The 18,721-nt window shown below is 38.9% G+C and carries 13 protein-coding genes; 3 read left to right on the plus strand and 10 right to left on the minus strand.

Annotated elements, in window-relative coordinates; translation table 11 throughout:
- Positions 1-314: 314 nt before the first annotated feature.
- The 10 genes from lpxK to seqA all read right to left on the minus strand — a co-directional run bounded on the left by lpxK (position 315) and on the right by seqA (position 13,944).
- Positions 315-1,313: a tetraacyldisaccharide 4'-kinase gene (lpxK, locus tag PSF67_RS10390; protein ID WP_272676872.1), complete on the minus strand. Its 999-nt coding sequence runs from the start codon at positions 1,311-1,313 to the stop codon at positions 315-317.
- Entirely contained in the window at positions 1,310-3,055 is a 1,746-nt protein-coding gene (gene msbA, locus PSF67_RS10395) for a lipid A ABC transporter ATP-binding protein/permease MsbA (RefSeq protein ID WP_166268065.1), read from the minus strand. The genes lpxK and msbA overlap by 4 nt, the downstream gene beginning before the upstream one ends.
- Before the next feature lie 36 nt (positions 3,056-3,091).
- Entirely contained in the window at positions 3,092-5,404 is a 2,313-nt protein-coding gene (locus PSF67_RS10400) for a DNA internalization-related competence protein ComEC/Rec2 (RefSeq protein WP_272676873.1), read from the minus strand.
- A 461-nt stretch (positions 5,405-5,865) separates the two neighbouring features.
- Positions 5,866-6,153, minus strand: coding sequence for an integration host factor subunit beta (gene ihfB, locus PSF67_RS10405; protein ID WP_004256221.1), 288 nt, complete (start codon positions 6,151-6,153; stop codon positions 5,866-5,868).
- Positions 6,154-6,209: 56 nt separating this feature from the next.
- Positions 6,210-7,883 (minus strand): 30S ribosomal protein S1, encoded by a 1,674-nt coding sequence (gene rpsA / locus PSF67_RS10410; protein WP_004909559.1) that lies wholly within the window; start codon positions 7,881-7,883, stop codon positions 6,210-6,212.
- A 173-nt stretch (positions 7,884-8,056) separates the two neighbouring features.
- On the minus strand, positions 8,057-8,740 hold the full coding sequence (gene cmk / locus PSF67_RS10415) for a (d)CMP kinase (protein ID WP_102138480.1): 684 nt from the start codon (positions 8,738-8,740) through the stop codon (positions 8,057-8,059).
- 188 nt (positions 8,741-8,928) lie between these two features.
- Positions 8,929-10,206, minus strand: a complete 1,278-nt coding sequence (gene aroA / locus PSF67_RS10420; RefSeq protein WP_195698462.1) for a 3-phosphoshikimate 1-carboxyvinyltransferase — start codon at positions 10,204-10,206, stop codon at positions 8,929-8,931.
- 121 nt (positions 10,207-10,327) lie between these two features.
- A complete protein-coding gene (serC, locus tag PSF67_RS10425; protein ID WP_272676874.1) occupies positions 10,328-11,419 on the minus strand; it encodes a 3-phosphoserine/phosphohydroxythreonine transaminase in 1,092 nt (363 codons plus the stop codon).
- Between the two features lie 288 nt (positions 11,420-11,707).
- Positions 11,708-13,342, minus strand: a complete 1,635-nt coding sequence (gene pgm / locus PSF67_RS10430) for a phosphoglucomutase (alpha-D-glucose-1,6-bisphosphate-dependent) (protein ID WP_272676875.1) — start codon at positions 13,340-13,342, stop codon at positions 11,708-11,710.
- Between the two features lie 56 nt (positions 13,343-13,398).
- On the minus strand, positions 13,399-13,944 hold the full coding sequence (gene seqA, locus PSF67_RS10435; RefSeq protein WP_102138476.1) for a replication initiation negative regulator SeqA: 546 nt from the start codon (positions 13,942-13,944) through the stop codon (positions 13,399-13,401).
- Between the two features lie 325 nt (positions 13,945-14,269).
- Here seqA and ybfF point away from each other — a divergent pair, with 325 nt between their 5' ends.
- The 3 genes from ybfF (at position 14,270) to PSF67_RS10450 (ending at position 18,719) form a co-directional block, all read left to right on the plus strand.
- Complete coding sequence (gene ybfF, locus PSF67_RS10440) at positions 14,270-15,046, plus strand: esterase (protein WP_166185614.1); 777 nt, start codon at positions 14,270-14,272, stop codon at positions 15,044-15,046.
- 242 nt (positions 15,047-15,288) lie between these two features.
- On the plus strand, positions 15,289-17,394 hold the full coding sequence (locus tag PSF67_RS10445) for a peptidase domain-containing ABC transporter (protein ID WP_272676876.1): 2,106 nt from the start codon (positions 15,289-15,291) through the stop codon (positions 17,392-17,394).
- Complete coding sequence (locus PSF67_RS10450; protein ID WP_231068403.1) at positions 17,391-18,719, plus strand: HlyD family type I secretion periplasmic adaptor subunit; 1,329 nt, start codon at positions 17,391-17,393, stop codon at positions 18,717-18,719. The genes PSF67_RS10445 and PSF67_RS10450 overlap by 4 nt, the downstream gene beginning before the upstream one ends.
- Positions 18,720-18,721 lie beyond the last annotated feature (2 nt).

Consider the following 18,721-nt stretch of genomic DNA (forward strand, 5'->3'; position numbering starts at 1 on the left):
ATTAATACATCAAAGAGTAATTAAACTTTACCAATTCATGCGCACAAATCATTGTGCATATTTTATAACGCTCATGTATGTAAATTTCAGACACCGCAAATCTACTGCGAAGTTAACAGTCTATTTTGACATTATGATGACAAAACACGATGACAGCGACTTTACAATATAGATTATGCGAGGATATGAAGACTAACTAAAGAACGGAGCGTAAAATTTAAGCTAGTATAAAATCCAATTATTAATGTATTGCATCTAGATACATAATAAGTGGATCTATATCACATTGGCGATATTATTATCACAGAGGAACGTTATAGACAAGTTTTTTTGTTATTTGTGATAAGTTTTTTTATTCCGCTTAAGATTTTTTCAGCGTCAGGAGCTTGTAAATACGCTTGGACTGGAAGGAACCACCAATTGGGTTGTGCAAAAGCACGGCACTTTACAGCATCTTTTTCGGTCATCAATAAGTTTTGCTCATTTTTAACTAACCGTGAAAGCTGTTTTAATTCATATGACTGGTGATCAGCAAAAGCATGGGTACTAATGACCTCGACCCCTTTATTTTCTAATGAGGCAAAAAAACGAGGAGGATGACCAATACCTGCCATTGCGATAACTGCAGGCAATTGTGTAACCGCTCGTTTTTCACCACTAACAAGGTTACAAGCAACATCACCTTCAAGGGCCATTAAAGCTTCATTTTTTTGAGCTTCACCACCGTTAACAATGACAGCGTTAACACTCTTCAAACGCCCAGCTCTTTCGCGCATAGGCCCTGCGGGTAACCACCACCCATTACCAAAACGACGTTGACCATCAATAACGACTATTTCGTAGTCACGTTGCAATGCATAGTGTTGCAACCCATCATCAGTAATAATTACATCTAGTGGAAACTTTTCTAGTAAGGCTTTAACTGCATCACTGCGCTTGGGTGCAACGGCTACAGGGGATTTAGTACGATGAAAAATTAATACAGGTTCATCCCCTGCAACTTCAGTTGTGGTCGTTTCATCGAGTATCAACGGGTACTTTTCAGCTTTACCGCCATACCCTCGAGAAACAACCCCCACGCGGTAGCCTTCTTTGGTGAGTGATTCCACCAACCAGATAACAACAGGGGTTTTACCATTCCCCCCCGCTGTCAGGTTTCCCACCACGACCACTGGAATTGGCGCTTTCCATGAACGTTTCAGCCCGATTTTATAAGCTATATCCCTAATTACCGTTACCAATCCATAAAGGAAAGACAACGGCAGTAATAAAAGATACAGCCATGATTTACCAGACCAAATACGTTCTATCATTGTTTAAACTGAATACTATGTAACTGTGAATATGCGCCATCTTGAGCTAATAGCGATTTATGGTCACCACGCTCAATGATCCGGCCATCTTGTACAACTAATATTTCATCCGCATTTTCTATCGTCGATAACCGATGAGCAATGACCAAGGATGTTCTATTTTTCTGTAACTCATCAAGAGCCGCTTGAATAGCACGCTCAGACTCTGTATCTAGTGCAGATGTTGCCTCATCAAGAATAAGAATTGGGGCGTCGCGTAGCAGCGCTCGAGCAATCGCTATTCTTTGACGTTGTCCGCCAGAAAGCATCACACCATTTTCGCCAATAACTGTATCTAGGCCTTTCTCAAGTTTAACAATGAAATCCATTGCATAGGCCATTTCTGCTGCTTTCTCTATTTGTTCGCGGCTGTAGCTACCGTCTGTTGCATAAGCAATATTATTCGCTATCGTATCGTTAAATAGATAAACATGTTGAGAAACTAACGCGACTTGGCTACGTAATGAGGATAATGTGTATTCACGGATATCATGACCATCAATTTGAATAGAGCCTTCATCAATGTCATAAAAACGTGTAATCAAATTTGCAATAGTGGACTTACCTGAGCCTGATCGCCCAACTAGAGCAACTGATTTCCCTGCAGGCAAAATAAACGATACATCATCTAACGCAGGATGTTCTTTGGTTGCATAGGTAAAGGTGACATGTTCAAATTTAATATCCCCTTTAACCTCTTTAAGTACTTTAGTTCCGTTATCTTTTTCTTGTTCCGAATCTAAGATTGCAAATAACGTTTGGCAAGCCGCCATACCACGTTGGAATTGTGAGTTAACGTTAGTTAATGATTTTAATGGACGCATCAAGGCAAACATTGATGAGAAAACAACTGCAATTGTTCCTGATGTTAATTCATCGCGAATTTCGGGAAAGCTCGCAGCATAAAGAACAAATGCTAATGCAAATGATGCAATTAACTGAACAATAGGGTCTGAGATTGCTGAAGCGGTTACCATTTTCATATTTTGACGGCGCATGTTGTTACTGACTTTATTAAAACGTTCAGTTTCAACTTTCTGGCCACCAAAAATTAAAACCTCTTTGTGCCCTTTTAGCATTTGTTCTGCACTTGCCGTCACATGCCCCATACCCGTTTGCATGTTTTTACTAATCTTACGAAAACGCTTAGAAACGATACGAATAGTGACTGATACAACAGGGGCGATCACGATTAAAATAAGAGAAAGCTGCCAGCTATAATAGAACATCATCGCAAATAACCCGATGATATAAGCACTTTCACGAATAATTGTAATTAATGCCCCAGAAGAAGAAGATGCAACTTGTTCTGAATCATAAGTAATTCTAGATAACAGTGTTCCTGTTGATTGTTGGTCAAAAAAACTAACGGGCATTCCCATCATATGGCCAAACAGTTTACGTCGCATGTTCATCACGACTTTACCTGCAACCCATGAAACACAATAGGTTGAAACAAAGCTAGACCCACCACGAACAACCATTAACCCTAACACCGCAAGCGGAAGCCATTTTAAAACGTCATTATCTGCTTTATCAAAGCCTTCATCCAATAAAGGTTTTAATAAAGAAATCATAAATGCGTCACCCGCTGCGTTTATGATAAGTGCTATTGCTGCAACGATTAAACCCGCTTTAAAAGGCGCAATTATCGGCCACAAGCGACGAAAAGTTTGTTTTGTCGAAAGGTCTTTATCATTCATACTTTTAATTACCAGACTTAATGTAAGCGCACTATTCTACTCGGGAAATAGCGGTAAGCCAAACCACAGATGATACCAGCGGGGCTGAATTTCATAGCGGTAACGTGAAACTTGGATATTTTCCCTTTTAAACCATATAGTTAACTGACCATCTTCTGCTGTATTTAACCACTTAATATTACTATTTTTATATCTAAAATAGACTTTTGGCGACGGAATTTTCCATGCACTGTACCTTGCAGATGAGACGACTACCATTGAAGGTTGAACATTTCTTAACAATAAATCAGTTGATGAAGTGCTGCTTCCATGATGAGGGGCGAAAAGAAGATTCGAACGTAACCGGTTCTTGTACATTGCGACAAGTGATTTTTCCCCTTGTTTTTCGATATCTCCTGTTAATAAAATTTTATGAAACCCATCCGTCAATTGAATGACACAAGAATCATCATTATGCGATATTGGTGCTAACTTTTCAGGCCATAATACTTCAAAAGTTAATATTCCCCACTGCCATTTTTGACCTTTAAAACAGGGAAGGTGCTTCATCTTTTTTATATTATTAATATTATTACTTTTTTTCTTGTATGCCAAAGTATCCTGTGGCCCAAAACTACTTCTTACACTTAACCATGGGTATTGTTGAATTAAATAATTCACTCCCCCTGTATGGTCTAAATGATTATGGCTTAAAATTAAGCCAATAGGGGTTATATCATGATATTTAAGAAAAGGAACAATTTGACGCTGTGCATTACTCCCTTCTTTCCAAGTATTTCCAGTATCATAGAGAAATGCCAAGTCATTTTGCTCTATCACAACAGCTAAACCGTGCCCGATATCTAATACCGTCATTTTCCAGCCTTCTTTGAGTTGTTTACCACTTCCCCTTTCTAGAAAGATTGAGATAACCACACACCCAATAAGCCCAAAGTAACGTTTGTACCACTTAAATAAGATGACAATGATGCTTAGCCAACATATTAAGAATAAATAATAAGGTACATTAATGAACTCTGACCAAAAAGTACTGAAATAAGGTAATGGCTTTAACCCTAAATCTATCACCCTATCTATCGCATATAGAAAAGACCGCTGAACTACCTCTATTGGCACTAAAAATACGATCAAAATAGCAGGGACAACACACCAAGAAATTAACGGAACAAACCAAATATTAGCCACTAACCCCATTATGTTAATACCATTAAATATAATAAGTTGCATTGGAATTAGTAAGATGAGCAAGCCTATTTGCAAATGTGCTAACCCTATAATTTTACCTTTTATCCCTCTAGCTAAATGGTAGGCTAATGGAAATATTGATAACCAATAGAGAATGGCTAGTACAGCGAAGCTAGATAACCAAAAACTATCTGACAAAATAGCCAATGGGTCAAATAGTAATATTCCCGCTATGCTCCAAAGCGCCCATTGCCAAGCAAAATGCCTTGCAGGCTTATTTCTAATATATACCCATAATAGTAAGGCAAACAGTGCCCGTGTTGCAGGGATAGCAAACCCCGAGATCCATGCATAAAAAATAGCTAGCACCATACCTATTACTACTGGAAGTATTTCACTAATATATTTTATTGGTAAAAAATATTGAATTCCTCGAGCAATAAGAAAACCAAACAAGTAGGCTAAACCAATATGTAAACCCGAGATAGCCATTAAATGTGTCAAACCTGTTTTCTGTAGTAAATAGGCTTGATCTGTAGGCAGTAAATTTCTATCGCCAAACATTAACCCATAAATAATTCCTTTATTAGATAATGAGCTAATTAGCTCCATATAGTTATAAATAATTTTTTGTCTTACAGAACACGCCATTTCTAATGGTTCTATTTTTTGGCTTTTCAATCCCCCTATGACCCTATTAGCTAAATAGTAACGTTGTAGATTAAATCCGCCTTCATTTAGTGAACTATGCAATGGCTTTATTTTGCCATTGATCCGCCAAGACTGCCCTGCGCAAACAGTTTCCTTTGTTTTCCATGTAGCATATAACGGAGGAAAAACAATGCGATTGTTAATTTTATCAATACGTACTTTGATTTTTTGCTCTTTGCTACTCAAAGGAATACCAACAATAACCACATCAATATCGTTATTTTTTTTAGGTAGATAATTAATATGATTAATGATGTTAATTCCATGCCAATTAGCCCATAGAAAAAACATAATAATTAGTGCTAAAAACTTGCATGATTTACCAAATATAAAGAATATTATTAATACCGATACAAACAAAGAAACAAATAATAATTCACTCAGCATTAAAATTTTAGGTATAAATAAAAGTGGTAATGTACCTAAAATCAAAGCAATAGAAGCCTTTGTCATCGAAACAGACAATTTCCCATTAAAGATTAAATTACATTTTTTGATTGAATTATTTAGCCATCTTATTATGTAGATGATATTTTTTATCAACTTTTGTATCCCTACATAGCGTTTATTTGCTTTAGTTTATTTATTCCTATGAATTTTTTAAGTCTCTTTGTTTTATTTTTCGTAGCGCTTCCCAATATGTTTTTTACTGATAAAAATATACATATTAGTTTGCGAGGAGCTTCGCAAGACACGTATATATCTCTAAAGCTGCTTTTGGATTTATTTTATTATTTTTATAGGCTTTAAAAGTATAGAAGCGGTGTTGGTGTTGGTGTTGGTGTTGGTGTTGGTGTTGGTGTTGGTGTTGGTGTTGGTGTTGGTGTTGGTGTTGGTGTTGGCTAGATATAAAAAACAGTGCCGTATAAAATACAAGCACTGTTTTGATGTAATAATTAAGATTTACAGCCTGATTATTGGCCGTAAATATTTACACGATCACGTAATTCTTTACCTGGTTTAAAATGAGGAACATATTTACCTTCTAGTTCCACTTTATCACCAGTTTTTGGGTTACGGCCAACGCGTGGAGCACGGTAGTGAAGAGAAAAACTGCCGAAACCACGGACTTCAATACGCTCACCGTTAGCTAACGTATCCGCCATATGCTCAAGAATTTCCTTTACAGCTTCCTCAACGGTTTTTGCTGAAAGATGAGACTGCTGGCTAGCCAGTCTTTCAATTAATTCAGACTTGGTCATAGTACCTCCCTAAACTACCGTTACAAAGGGGCAACGCTACTGTTGCCCCCACTTAATTATTCGCCTTTAGCTGCTTTGAAAGCTTCAGCCATAGCATTGTTGCCGAATGCTGTATCTTCTTGTTTGTTCACAGCTGCGACAGCGTCTTTCTCATCAGCTTCGTCTTTAGCGCGAACAGACAGGTTGATTACACGGTTTTTACGATCAACACCAGTGTATTTAGCTTCAACATCATCACCAACGTTCAGAACCAGTGTTGCATCTTCAACACGGTCACGTGAAGCTTCTGATGCACGCAGGTAACCTTCAACGCCCAGTGTCAGCTCAACAGTTGCACCTTTAGCATCAACTGCGATTACTTTACCAGTTACGATTGCGCCTTTCTTAGTTGCTGCTAAGTAGTTATTGAATGGATCTTCAGCTAACTGTTTAACACCTAAAGAAATACGCTCACGCTCTGCGTCGACTTGCAGAACAACAGCTGCGATTTCATCACCTTTTTTGTATTCACGAACTGCTTCTTCGCCTGCAACGTTCCAGGAGATGTCAGACAGGTGAACCAGGCCATCGATGCCGCCGTCCAGACCGATGAAGATACCGAAGTCAGTGATAGACTTGATTTTACCTTCAACGCGGTCGCCTTTGTTGTGAGTTTCTGCAAATTGCTGCCATGGGTTAGATTTGCACTGTTTCAGGCCCAGTGAGATACGACGACGTTCTTCATCGATATCCAGAACCATAACTTCAACAACATCACCAACGTTAACAACTTTAGATGGGTGGATGTTTTTGTTAGTCCAATCCATTTCTGAAACGTGAACTAAACCTTCAACGCCTTCTTCGATTTCTACGAAGCAGCCGTAGTCAGTCAGGTTAGTAACGCGACCAGTCAGTTTAGTACCTTCTGGGTAACGTTTAGCGATTGCGACCCAAGGATCTTCGCCCAGTTGTTTCAGACCCAGAGAAACACGAGTGCGCTCACGGTCGAATTTCAGAACTTTAACATTGATTTCATCACCAACGTTGACGATTTCGCTTGGGTGTTTAACACGTTTCCAAGCCATGTCAGTGATATGCAGCAGGCCGTCAACACCGCCCAGATCAACGAATGCACCGTAGTCAGTAAGGTTCTTAACGATACCTTTAACTTCCATGCCTTCTTGCAGATTTTCCAGCAGTTGATCGCGCTCAGCGCTGCTTTCAGATTCAATTACAGCACGACGAGAAACAACAACGTTGTTGCGTTTCTGATCCAGCTTGATTACTTTGAACTCAAGCTCTTTGCCTTCCAAGTGAGTAGTATCACGAACTGGACGTACATCAACCAGTGAACCTGGTAAGAACGCACGAATACCGTTCAGCTCAACAGTGAAACCACCTTTAACTTTACCGTTGATAACACCAGTTACAGTTTCAGCTTCTTCGTAAGCTTTTTCCAGCATCAGCCATGCTTCATGACGTTTAGCTTTCTCACGAGACAGGATAGTTTCACCGAAACCATCTTCTACTGCATCCAGAGCTACATCGATTTCGTCGCCAACTTGGATTTCTAGCTCACCCTGAGCATTTTTGAACTGTTCTACTGGGATAGCAGATTCTGATTTAAGACCTGCGTCAACAAGGACTACGTCTTTATCGATGGCAACAACAGTACCACGGACGATAGAACCAGGACGAGTTTCAATATTCTGCAGGGATTCTTCAAAGAGTTGAGCAAAAGATTCAGTCATATTAATGATCTTCAAGAGTTTTAAATTAACGTCCACTTAGCTTCCCGCCAAATGGGGTTGTTTCACATACCCCACAACATTCCATGTCGCAAGGTTGATGCTATGCTAATAATATAATCACATAGCGGTAACTGCGTATATTATCTAATTATAAGCTAAAATAAAGCCTATTATCACGATAATTGTAGAATTTTTTTTGCATAGGTGTGTGCTTTTTCAATAACTTCCTCAATAGACATACTTGTGGAATCCAGCACTAATGCGTCTTTCGCGGCAATAAGAGGTGCAACAGAGCGATTACGATCACGAAAATCTCGCTCTTCAATTTCGCTTAAAAGACGTTCAAAATTAACATCAAAACCTTTTTCTTGCAACTGCTTCATCCGCCGATGAGCACGTTCTTCAGCTGACGCATCAAGAAAAATTTTTACTGGAGCATCGGGGAAAACCACCGTTCCCATATCACGGCCATCGGCAATAAGTCCAGGTAGCGTTCTAAATGCACGTTGGCGTCGAAGTAAAGCTTCACGTACGCGAGGAAAAGTTGCTGTTTGGGATGCTGTATTCCCTACTGTTTCGGTTCTAATTTGATTCGAAACATCTTCCCCTTCCAGAATGACTTTCAGTACATTATCTTCAGGAACAAATTTCACATCTAAATTTGCAGCCAAAGGAACTAACGCATCTTCGGATTGGATATCAACATGGTGATGTAACGCAGCTAACGCTAATACACGATAAATTGCGCCAGAGTCTAAAAGCTGCCATCCAAATTCGTTTGCTAATGCTTGGCAAAGTGTACCTTTACCTGCTCCGCTTGGTCCATCAACGGTGATTACAGGGGCTATCGCCACCATATAAAAATCTCCTTTTCTGCAAATAGCCTAGCTACCCGCAATTAAAATCTGTGAAGGTATTATACCAATTCAGTAGATTTGTGAAATAAGCAGGTTCTGATGATTGCTAAAAAATAAGAGAAAATTGATGTTTGGATCGTAAAAATCAGGTTGATATCAAAGAAAATAATATCAACCCAACCAATAGATTAATGACTTAAACGTGCCAACTGTTCGAAGTAATCAGGAAAAGTTTTTGCAGTGCAGCCGGGATCCAAAATTGTTACTGGCGTATCTGATAATGCAACTAACGAAAAACACATTGCAATACGATGGTCGTTATAAGTTTCAATTTCAGCATGCTGTAATTTTTTCGGTGGAACGACACGAATATAATCATGTCCTTCTTCCACTTCAGCGCCAACTTTTCGTAACTCTGTCGCCATCGCATATAACCGGTCGGTCTCTTTTACTCGCCAGTTATAAATATTACGAATAACCGTTTCGCCTTCAGCAAACAGAGCAACCGTTCCAATAGTCATTGCCGCATCAGGGATCGCATTCATGTCCATATCAATACCTGTCAACGTTCCGCGTTCACACTCAACGTAGTCATCACCCCAACGAATAGTCGCGCCCATTTTTTCTAATACGTTGGCAAATTTAGTATCCCCTTGCAAACTATTACGCCCAATTCCTGTTACACGCACTACGCCTCCCTTAATGGCAGCCGCAGCGAGGAAATAAGACGCTGATGAAGCATCACCTTCCACTAAATATTCACCTGGTGATTGGTATTGTTGCTGCCCTTTGATAACGAAATGTTCATATTGATGATTTTCGACATTAACACCAAATGTTTTCATTAATGCTAACGTGATATCAATATAAGGTTTAGAGACTAACTCGCCAATAATTGTAATTGTTGTATCTTGCTCTGCACGCGGAGCCGCCATTAACAATGCAGTTAAAAACTGGCTGGAAACAGACCCATCGACTGAAATTTGACCACCGATAAAACCACCTTTCAATCGTAGTGGCGGGTAGTTTTCCTGCTCTAAATATTCAATTTCTGCGCCACCTTCCCTTAATGCATCGACCAAATGCCCAATTGGGCGCTCTTTCATGCGAGGCTCACCCGTTAAAATAATATTATTGTGACTTAGTGATAATGCAGCAGCCAGTGGGCGCATTGCCGTTCCGGCATTGCCTAAAAATATCTCTAGAGCATTTGGATGAGATAAGTTTCCACCTAAACCTTCCACACGACAACGTGTTTTATCTTCCGATAGTTGGTAGCTAACGCCTAACTGGGTTAATGCATTCAGCATATGGCGAATATCATCACTGTCCAATAAGTTAGTGAGTGTGGTCGTTCCTTTAGCCATCGCTGCTAATAATAGTGCGCGGTTTGAGACACTTTTTGACCCTGGCAAATTAATTGTGCCGTTAATTGAAGAGATAGGTTGTAATGTCAGGGATTGCATAAAAAGCAGTTTCTCCAGTGAAGTTTTGCAAGTAAATAAAATCTGGCTCTATTTTCTTTTAAGTCAAATGTAAAGAGCACAAATAACCGACTGAACATCCTATTTCAGTCGGCAAATCTCATTATTGAGCGTTATGACGTTCCAAATCAGCCATAAAATCAACCAAAGCCTGTACACCCGCTAATGGCATCGCATTATAGATTGACGCACGCATACCACCAGCCACTTTATGGCCTTTTAGAGAAAGTAAGCCTTGCTCTTTGGCTCCATCAATAAATTTCGCATCAAGAGCCGGGTTTTGCATTTGGAACGGTACATTCATCCAAGAACGGTTTTCAACCGCAACACGGTTAATGTAGAACTGGCTATCATCAATTGCATTGTAGAGTAATTGTGATTTTTCATAATTACGCTTAGCCATTTCTTGCAAACCACCTTGTTCTTTTAACCATTTGAAGACCATCCCCGCAAGATACCAAGCAAAGGTCGGTGGGGTATTAAACATTGAATCGTGTTTTGCTAATACCGTGTAATCAAATACAGATGGAGTCTGAGGCGAAGCTTTACCGAGCAGGTCTTCTCGGATAATAACGATAGTTAATCCAGCTGGCCCAATATTTTTTTGAGCTCCCGCATAAATGACACCATAACGACTTACATCGATCGGTTTAGATAAGATAGAAGAGGAATAGTCAGCAACAATAATTTTATCTTCAGGGAAGTCAGGTTCTTCATGAATAGCTAAGCCACCAATGGTTTCATTTGGGCAATAGTGGACATAAGCGGCATCATCACTTAATGGCCATTCTTTCATGGGTTTTAAACTCACAACACCGTCTTTTTCTTCAGTAATTTGAATTACATTAGGTGTGCAGTATTTTTCAGCTTCTTTTGCTGCTGACTCTGACCAATAGCCACTCACAATATAGTCAGCGGTCGTTTTATCACCTAATAAATTCATCGGTAATGTAGCAAAATGGGCTCGAGCCCCACCGTGACAAAATAAAACTTTATAGTTATCAGGAATGTTTAATAGATCACGTAAATTTTGTTCTGCTTCTGTTGCCACTTCGATAAAGTCTTTTCCGCGATGGCTAACTTCCATGACAGAAACGCCTAATCCCTTCCAATTACAAAACTCTTGTTCAGCACGACGCATGACTTCAACAGGTAGCATAGCTGGGCCTGCACTGAAATTATAAACCTGACTCATTGACCTCACCCTATCCATCTTCAATTATGGTTAATAAAATTCACTCAGATACTTAAAGTTGTACCACTCCAAGCCTTTAGCTGCAACGGTTATTGTCAGCAAGCCCAAAAATGAAAGGGGGGTTATTTTTTGATAATGGAAAAAAGAATTTTGTTAATCTTGTCACACTCTCGACAAGCACAATTTTATGGAGAAATTAACAATAAATAAGCGATAATATCCCGAATTACATCATTGCGCTGTGTTTCGGGATATTCATTGAAATGTCTTTTATAAAAAATTAAAAAATTAGCGAATAACTTTGCTTACGATCTCAATCGCTTCTTTTTCTATTTGGCGTAAATGCTCTTCTCCGCGGAAGCTTTCACAATAAATTTTATACGCTTCTTCCGTGCCTGATGGTCTTGCTGCGAACCAGCCATAATCAGTCATGATTTTTAAACCGCCAATTGGTGCATTATTACCAGGGGCAGCAGTTAAACGCTGTGTAATTTTATCTCCAGCCAATGTATCTGCTGCAACCATTTCCGGTGATAATTTACTTAGCTTCGCTTTTTCCTCGTGAGTCGCTTTCGCTTGAATACGGTTGTAAATCGGTGCGCCAAATTTCTTAGCGAGGTTATTATAACGTTGCTGCGTGTTTTCACCCGTAACCGCCGTAATTTCTGCAGCGAGTAAGCAAAGAATGATACCGTCTTTGTCTGTTGACCAAGGTGTGCCATCGAATTTCAAAAATGATGCCCCAGCACTTTCCTCACCGCCAAAACCTAGCTGGCCGCTGAATAACCCATCAACAAACCATTTGAACCCTACTGGTACTTCAACTAATTCACGCCCTATATCGTTAACAACACGGTCAATCATCGCACTTGAGACAAGGGTTTTCCCTACCGCAACATTTTTTCCCCACTGAGGGCGGTGTTGGAATAGGTAGTCGATTGCCACAGCAAGATAGTGATTTGGGTTCATTAAACCATCGGGGGTGACAATGCCATGACGGTCATAGTCAGGGTCATTAGCGAAAGCTAAATCAAATTTTTCTTTCATCCCAAGCAAACCCGCCATTGCCCAACTTGATGAGCAGTCCATACGGATGACACCATCATGGTCTAAAGGCATAAAACGGAATGTTTGGTCTAATTGGTCATTTACGATTTCAATATCTAATTGATAATATTCAGCAATTTTTTTCCAGTACTCAATACCAGAGCCGCCTAGAGGGTCAACGCCAATTTTTAAACCAGACTTAGCAATTGCTTGCATATCAACAACTTCACCTAATGCAGAGACATAAGGCATAACCAAATCTTTCTGAATGACGTACTCACTCGCCATCGCACTATCAAAGTTGGTTCTTTTAATTCCTTCAAGGTTATTGGCTAGCAATTGGTTAGCATTTTTCTCAATGACAGACGTTAAATCGGTATCTGCCGGCCCACCATTCGCAGGATTATATTTAATACCGCCATCTTCAGGTGGGTTATGTGATGGTGTAATAACAATACCATCCGCAACATCTTGATGTGATTGGTTATAACTTAAAATGGCATGAGAGACAGCAGGCGTTGGGGTAAATCCATTATTTTCCTGAACAATAACATGAACTTGATTTGCCGCTAAGACTTCAACCACAGTGATAAATGCCGCTTCTGATAACGCATGGGTGTCTTTCCCCACAAAACAAGGGCCTGTTACGCCTTGCTTTTTGCGTAAATCAGCTATCGCTTGTGCAATAGCTAATATGTGGTTTTCATTAAAGTTTTTACGCAATGAGCTACCACGATGCCCTGATGTTCCAAACTTAACAGCTTGAGATGCATTTCCAGGTTGTGGTTGCTGCGTATAATATTGAGCGGTTAATTGAGCGACATTGATCAAGTCACTTTGAAACGGAAGCTGCCCTGCACGTTCATGTATTGTCACTTGTTTTCTCCCAAAGCACTGATGCTTTGTTATCAACATCAGTGGCCTTTCAGTTTTTAAATAGTATTACAAACTTTTTCAATCACATTGGTTGGAAATTGCATTTCCTGCATAATCGCATCAACCATACTACGTTTACGATTCGTATTCGTATTTGTGATCACCCAATACGGTGTCCCAGGAATATGGCGAGGCTTAGATTGTTTACCGGCTGCAAGTAATGTTTGCTCATCGCCAGCAAAATAAATACGAGTTCGACCATGCATTAACTCTGTTGCACTCGCAAAACGATTCGCATCTAAACTATATAAAGTAGATAAAATCAACATAAAGCGGTCAATCGCTTTATTTTTTTCTGCATAAGCGTCAGATAACAGGAGCTCTCTAATGACCCTAACAGGATTTAATGCAACAGCAGGTATACTCGTCGCAGGTTCAGCCTTAATAACAGCATGTTCCTGACTCATTTCTTTTGCTTGTACTGGCTGCCCGGATTTGAAATTTAACATACGGCGCAAAATATCCGATGCACTTTCACCGATATGCTGTGTATGGCTCGCAATATAGCGGTAAAGCTCTTCATCAACGTCTATTGTTTTCATTTTTTCCCAGTACTTATTTAACTAAAATTTGCGGTGTGATTATAAGACAGATTTAAAAAAAACAAAACAATTAAAATTTCAATAACTTAAAGTAAACATTATTCTAAGTTCGAAGATAATTCAGTAGGTTATCATGCCATTACTTTCAGTATTTTACCTCCGTAGCCAAATTCAATTTTCTGAAATTTACTGGCGATGATCCTCTTAGTTATCGCCTCATTAACTTACCTCAACCAAGATTGCAGTTTATTTGACCATTTGGATTTTACTCAGAGCCGTGACATGATAAGACCACATGTACCGCTGACGAATTGATCAAACAAATATGACTGTATTACTTAACCATACTATTCATAAACCTGAAAATCCAATCTCAAATAGCCCAGTAGTACTCATCCATGGGCTATTTGGTGACCTCAACAACTTAGGTGTTTTAGGGCGTAATTTACAACAATATTTCGATACGATTCAAATTGATGTTCGTAATCATGGTGACTCATTTCGTGATGAGCAAATGAGTTACCAGCAAATGGCTCAAGATGTTATTACATTAGTAAAATCTTTAGGTTACGAAAATGCTATTTTAATTGGCCACTCAATGGGGGGGAAAATTGCCATGGCAGCAACCGCAATAGCCCCTAATTTTATTGATAGCATCGTTGCGATTGATATGGCGCCCGTCGCTTACCAAGTCCGTCGTCATGATAAAATATTTGCAGCTCTTGATGCGGCCACAGCAAAAAATGCGAAAACTCGCCAAGAAGCTACCGTGATTATGCATGATTACATTAATGAGGATGGCGTAATCCAATTTCTGCTTAAGTCGTTTAAACAAGGTGAGTGGAAATTTAATTTACCCGCTCTCAAAGCTAATTATGAAAGTATTATTGGTTGGGAAACAGTACCTGCTTGGGACAAACCCGTGTTGTTAATCCCCGGAGGAAACTCCCCCTATGTGCAAGCTGAATATAAAGAACAAATCGCACAACAATTTCCGCAAGCCAAAGCGTGGGTTGTCGCTGATACAGGGCACTGGGTTCATGCAGAAAAACCAGACCATGTTTTAAGAGCTATCCATCGTTTTTTATCTATCCCCGAATAATTAATTACATTTAAATATAGATATTGAAAAGACATATAACTTTTCAATATCTTTAAATATATTTGTAGTTAAATATAATTTCTTTATTAACTACATAATAAGACTAACTTCAATACACAGCGAATTACAAACCCTGTATTATCCAAATTCCACCCTATTTTATTGTTATCTACTGTATATTTTATTAATGCACAATTTAATTTTAAAATTAAAATAACTTAAGGAATTTATTAATATAGAAAATGGATAGTCTCAAATTAGAATCGACATTATACTTTATTAGTGTTATTGCTAAGTTGTCAGGGGGAATAAACCCTAAAGAACTAGAACAAACACTCAATAAACCTATTGGTTACAATGAAAAACTTAACATTATTAAATCAAAGTACTCCATTCGCTGTAGGAATAAACATCAGAAAAATAAAAATCTAACTAAAATAGTTTGCCCTGCTATTTTATATAATGTCAAAGGAGAAGCCTTTCTATTAGCTAACCGCAACCAAGAGCAAGTGCTCGTTCAGCAATTTGGAAATACCCCTCCAGAAATATGGAGTATTGAAGAACTGAATCAACAATGGAGTGGCCATTGGTTACAGGTAAGCCTTAAACAGGGGCAATTTGACATCACTTGGTTCCAAGTTGAATTTATGAAATATAAATCCATTATTTTGTGGGTTCTATTCTTTTCATTTATATTGCAAATCCTCGCATTAGTATCCCCTATAGTTATGCAAGTTATTATGGATAAGGTGCTCGTTCACAATAGCTTAGTCACCTTGGATGTTTTAATTTTTGGGTTAATGATAGCAGCACTAATAGAAGTGACGCTAAAAGGGTTACGTGAGTACATTTATCATCATACAGTTAACCGTATTGATATGACACTTGGCTTAAAACTGGTTAATCATTTACTTAGACTACCTATTCCCTTTTTTAAAAGTAGGCAAATAGGCGCAATTGTCACCCGAGTGAAAGAGCTCGAAACTATTCGTGAATTTTTAACCAGTAGTTTTTTCACTCTATGTGTAGATGTATTATTTTTATTTGTATTTATTTTTGTGATGAATTTAATCTCCACAACACTCACAATAATATTTCTGTGTTCTATTCCATTTTATCTTTCATTAGCTTGGTGGTTAACGCCTAAAATTGAATCCGCAGCACAACAACAGTTTACCAACATCGCCATCAATACCTCTTTTTTGACTGAAAGTATTAATGGAATCGAAACCGCGAAAAGCTTATCCGTAGAACCAAATTTTACTCGTCGCTGGGACGGTCAAACCTCTGATATGAGCCAAACTAACTTTGTATCAGGGCAAATAAGCTCGCGTTCTGAACATTTGGTGATGGCTATTGAAAAAATCACCAGTGCGATTGTTTTGTGGGTTGGTGCCTCTGAAGTTTTAGCATTGCAAATGACGATTGGCCAGCTTATTGCCTTTCACATGATGGTTAGCCACGCTAATCAGCCTCTCATCAAACTCACTAAACTATGGGGGGACTACATTCGAACCCGTGTCGCTATCGAAAAACTCTCCCAAATTATCAACTTACCTATCGAACAATCTCAGCAAGAAAATAAATTGCCCCTTCAAGGGCATTTAAATTTAAAAAATATCTCGTTCCGTTACCAACCAAACATGCCGTTTGTTCTAAAAAACTTTAATTTAAATATTAAAGCGGGAGAAACCATTGGCATTGTCGGTACGTCCGGGTCAGGTAAAAGTACCCTTGCTAAATTGTTACTACGGCTCTATACCCCAGAGAGTGGCGCCATTTTTGTGGATAACACGCCCATATCCGCGATTAACTTACACTCCCTTCGTCAACAAATTGGCATTGTGCTGCAAGAGAATTTTTTATTCAGCCAATCCGTTTTTCACAATATCGCTCAAACCTCACCGGATGCTTCCATGGAGGAAGTCGTTCATGCGGCCAAAATGGCAGGAGCACACGATTTTATTTTGAAATTACCCAAAGGTTACGACACCGTTCTTGCCGAGGGAGGAACATCTCTTTCTGGCGGTCAACGCCAGCGCATTGCTATTGCTCGAACACTACTCTCTAACCCTAAAGTGATTATTTTTGATGAGGCAACTAGCGCGTTAGATGACGAGTCCCAAGCCGTTATTCAAGAAAATATGCATATTATTGCAAAAGGAAGAACCATCATCACAATTGCTCATCGCTTATCAACCATTCGCCATCACCAGCGGATCATTGTGATGCAAAATGGGGAAATCATTGAGCAAGGTAGCCACCAGCAACTTATTGAACAAGGTGATTTTTATAAACACTTGTGGACTCTACAGCAGTCTCTGAAATCAGACATGGACGTAAAATGAAACATCGATTAGATAAAAACCGTTATAACAGCTTTTTGCCTTCACACTTGGCAATATTAAAGACACCACCGTCTTATTTGGCTCTATATGTCGCTATTTCTATTGGTATAGGCGTTTTTCTTGCCGTGACTTGGTCATTTTTTGGCAAATTGGATATTCAAGCAACGACTCAGGGGAAACTGATTGTTTCGGGACGAACACAGTTAATTCAAGCGTTTGAATTAAGCCGTTTAGAACATATTCATGTTACTGATGGGCAAGTAGTAAAACAAGGGGATCCTTTAATTACTGTCAATGTGCTCGGCGTTGACCAAGATATCCTAAGTTTAAATTATCAACATAACTTCCATGTATCTGAAATACTAATTTATCAATCATTGATTTCACAACAGCCCCTTGAACAATTACCTTTATTTAGTCAATTAACTGAAACAGAACAGAACAATACGCGGGCTAGCTTTCAAACACAAAAAATAGAATTTGATTCATTAATTAATGAACTTAACAATGAAATTCAATTAAATATTGTTAATCAACAAGCTAGAAAAGATGAATTACTAACCATCAACTCCCTCATTGTGAACATCAAAAAGCGCCTTGATGCACACCATTCGTTAACAGAAAAGCAGTTAATCAGCCAGAAAGAGTTTTTAGAACAAGAGCGGGAACTATTAATCGCTAAAAAAGAAAAAGTCACCAAATTATCTGAGTTATCAATTCTAAAAAGCCAGCATCACGCCTTAAATGAAAAGATGGGCAGAATGAAAGCACAAAAAAACCAAGAGTGGGATGAAAAATACAAACAAGCCGACTTTAAGCGAGTTTCTCTTGAACAAGAATTATTAAAAAATAAAGAGAGGAATCAATTAGAGATTATACGAGCTCCCGTTGATGGCACTATTCAGCAGCTTGCTACACATACTTTAGGGGCTGTGCTACAACCGGCACAGCAGTTAATGGCGGTAGTTCCTAATAATCATGTTCAATTAGCTGAAATTAAAATCTTGAACAAAGATATTGGGTTCATCTATGAAGGGTTGAGAGCAGAAGTGAAAATAGATGCTTTCCCTTACACTCGTTATGGCACGGTTGAAGGTGAAGTGATTTCCATATCTCGTGACAGTACTCTCGATGAAAACCTTGGATTAGTATTCTTAGGACAAATCGGTCTTAATCAAAAAGAACTACTCGTCGATGGTGAGTCCATTGAACTGACTCCCGGTTTATCCATTGTAGCTGAAATAAAAACGGATAAACGTCGCATTATTGATTACTTGCTCAGCCCTATCAATGAATACACCTCAAACGCGATGAGAGAGAAATAATC

The sequence above is a fragment of the Providencia sp. PROV076 genome (genome assembly GCF_028483405.1).
Lineage (GTDB): Bacteria > Pseudomonadota > Gammaproteobacteria > Enterobacterales > Enterobacteriaceae > Providencia > Providencia huaxiensis.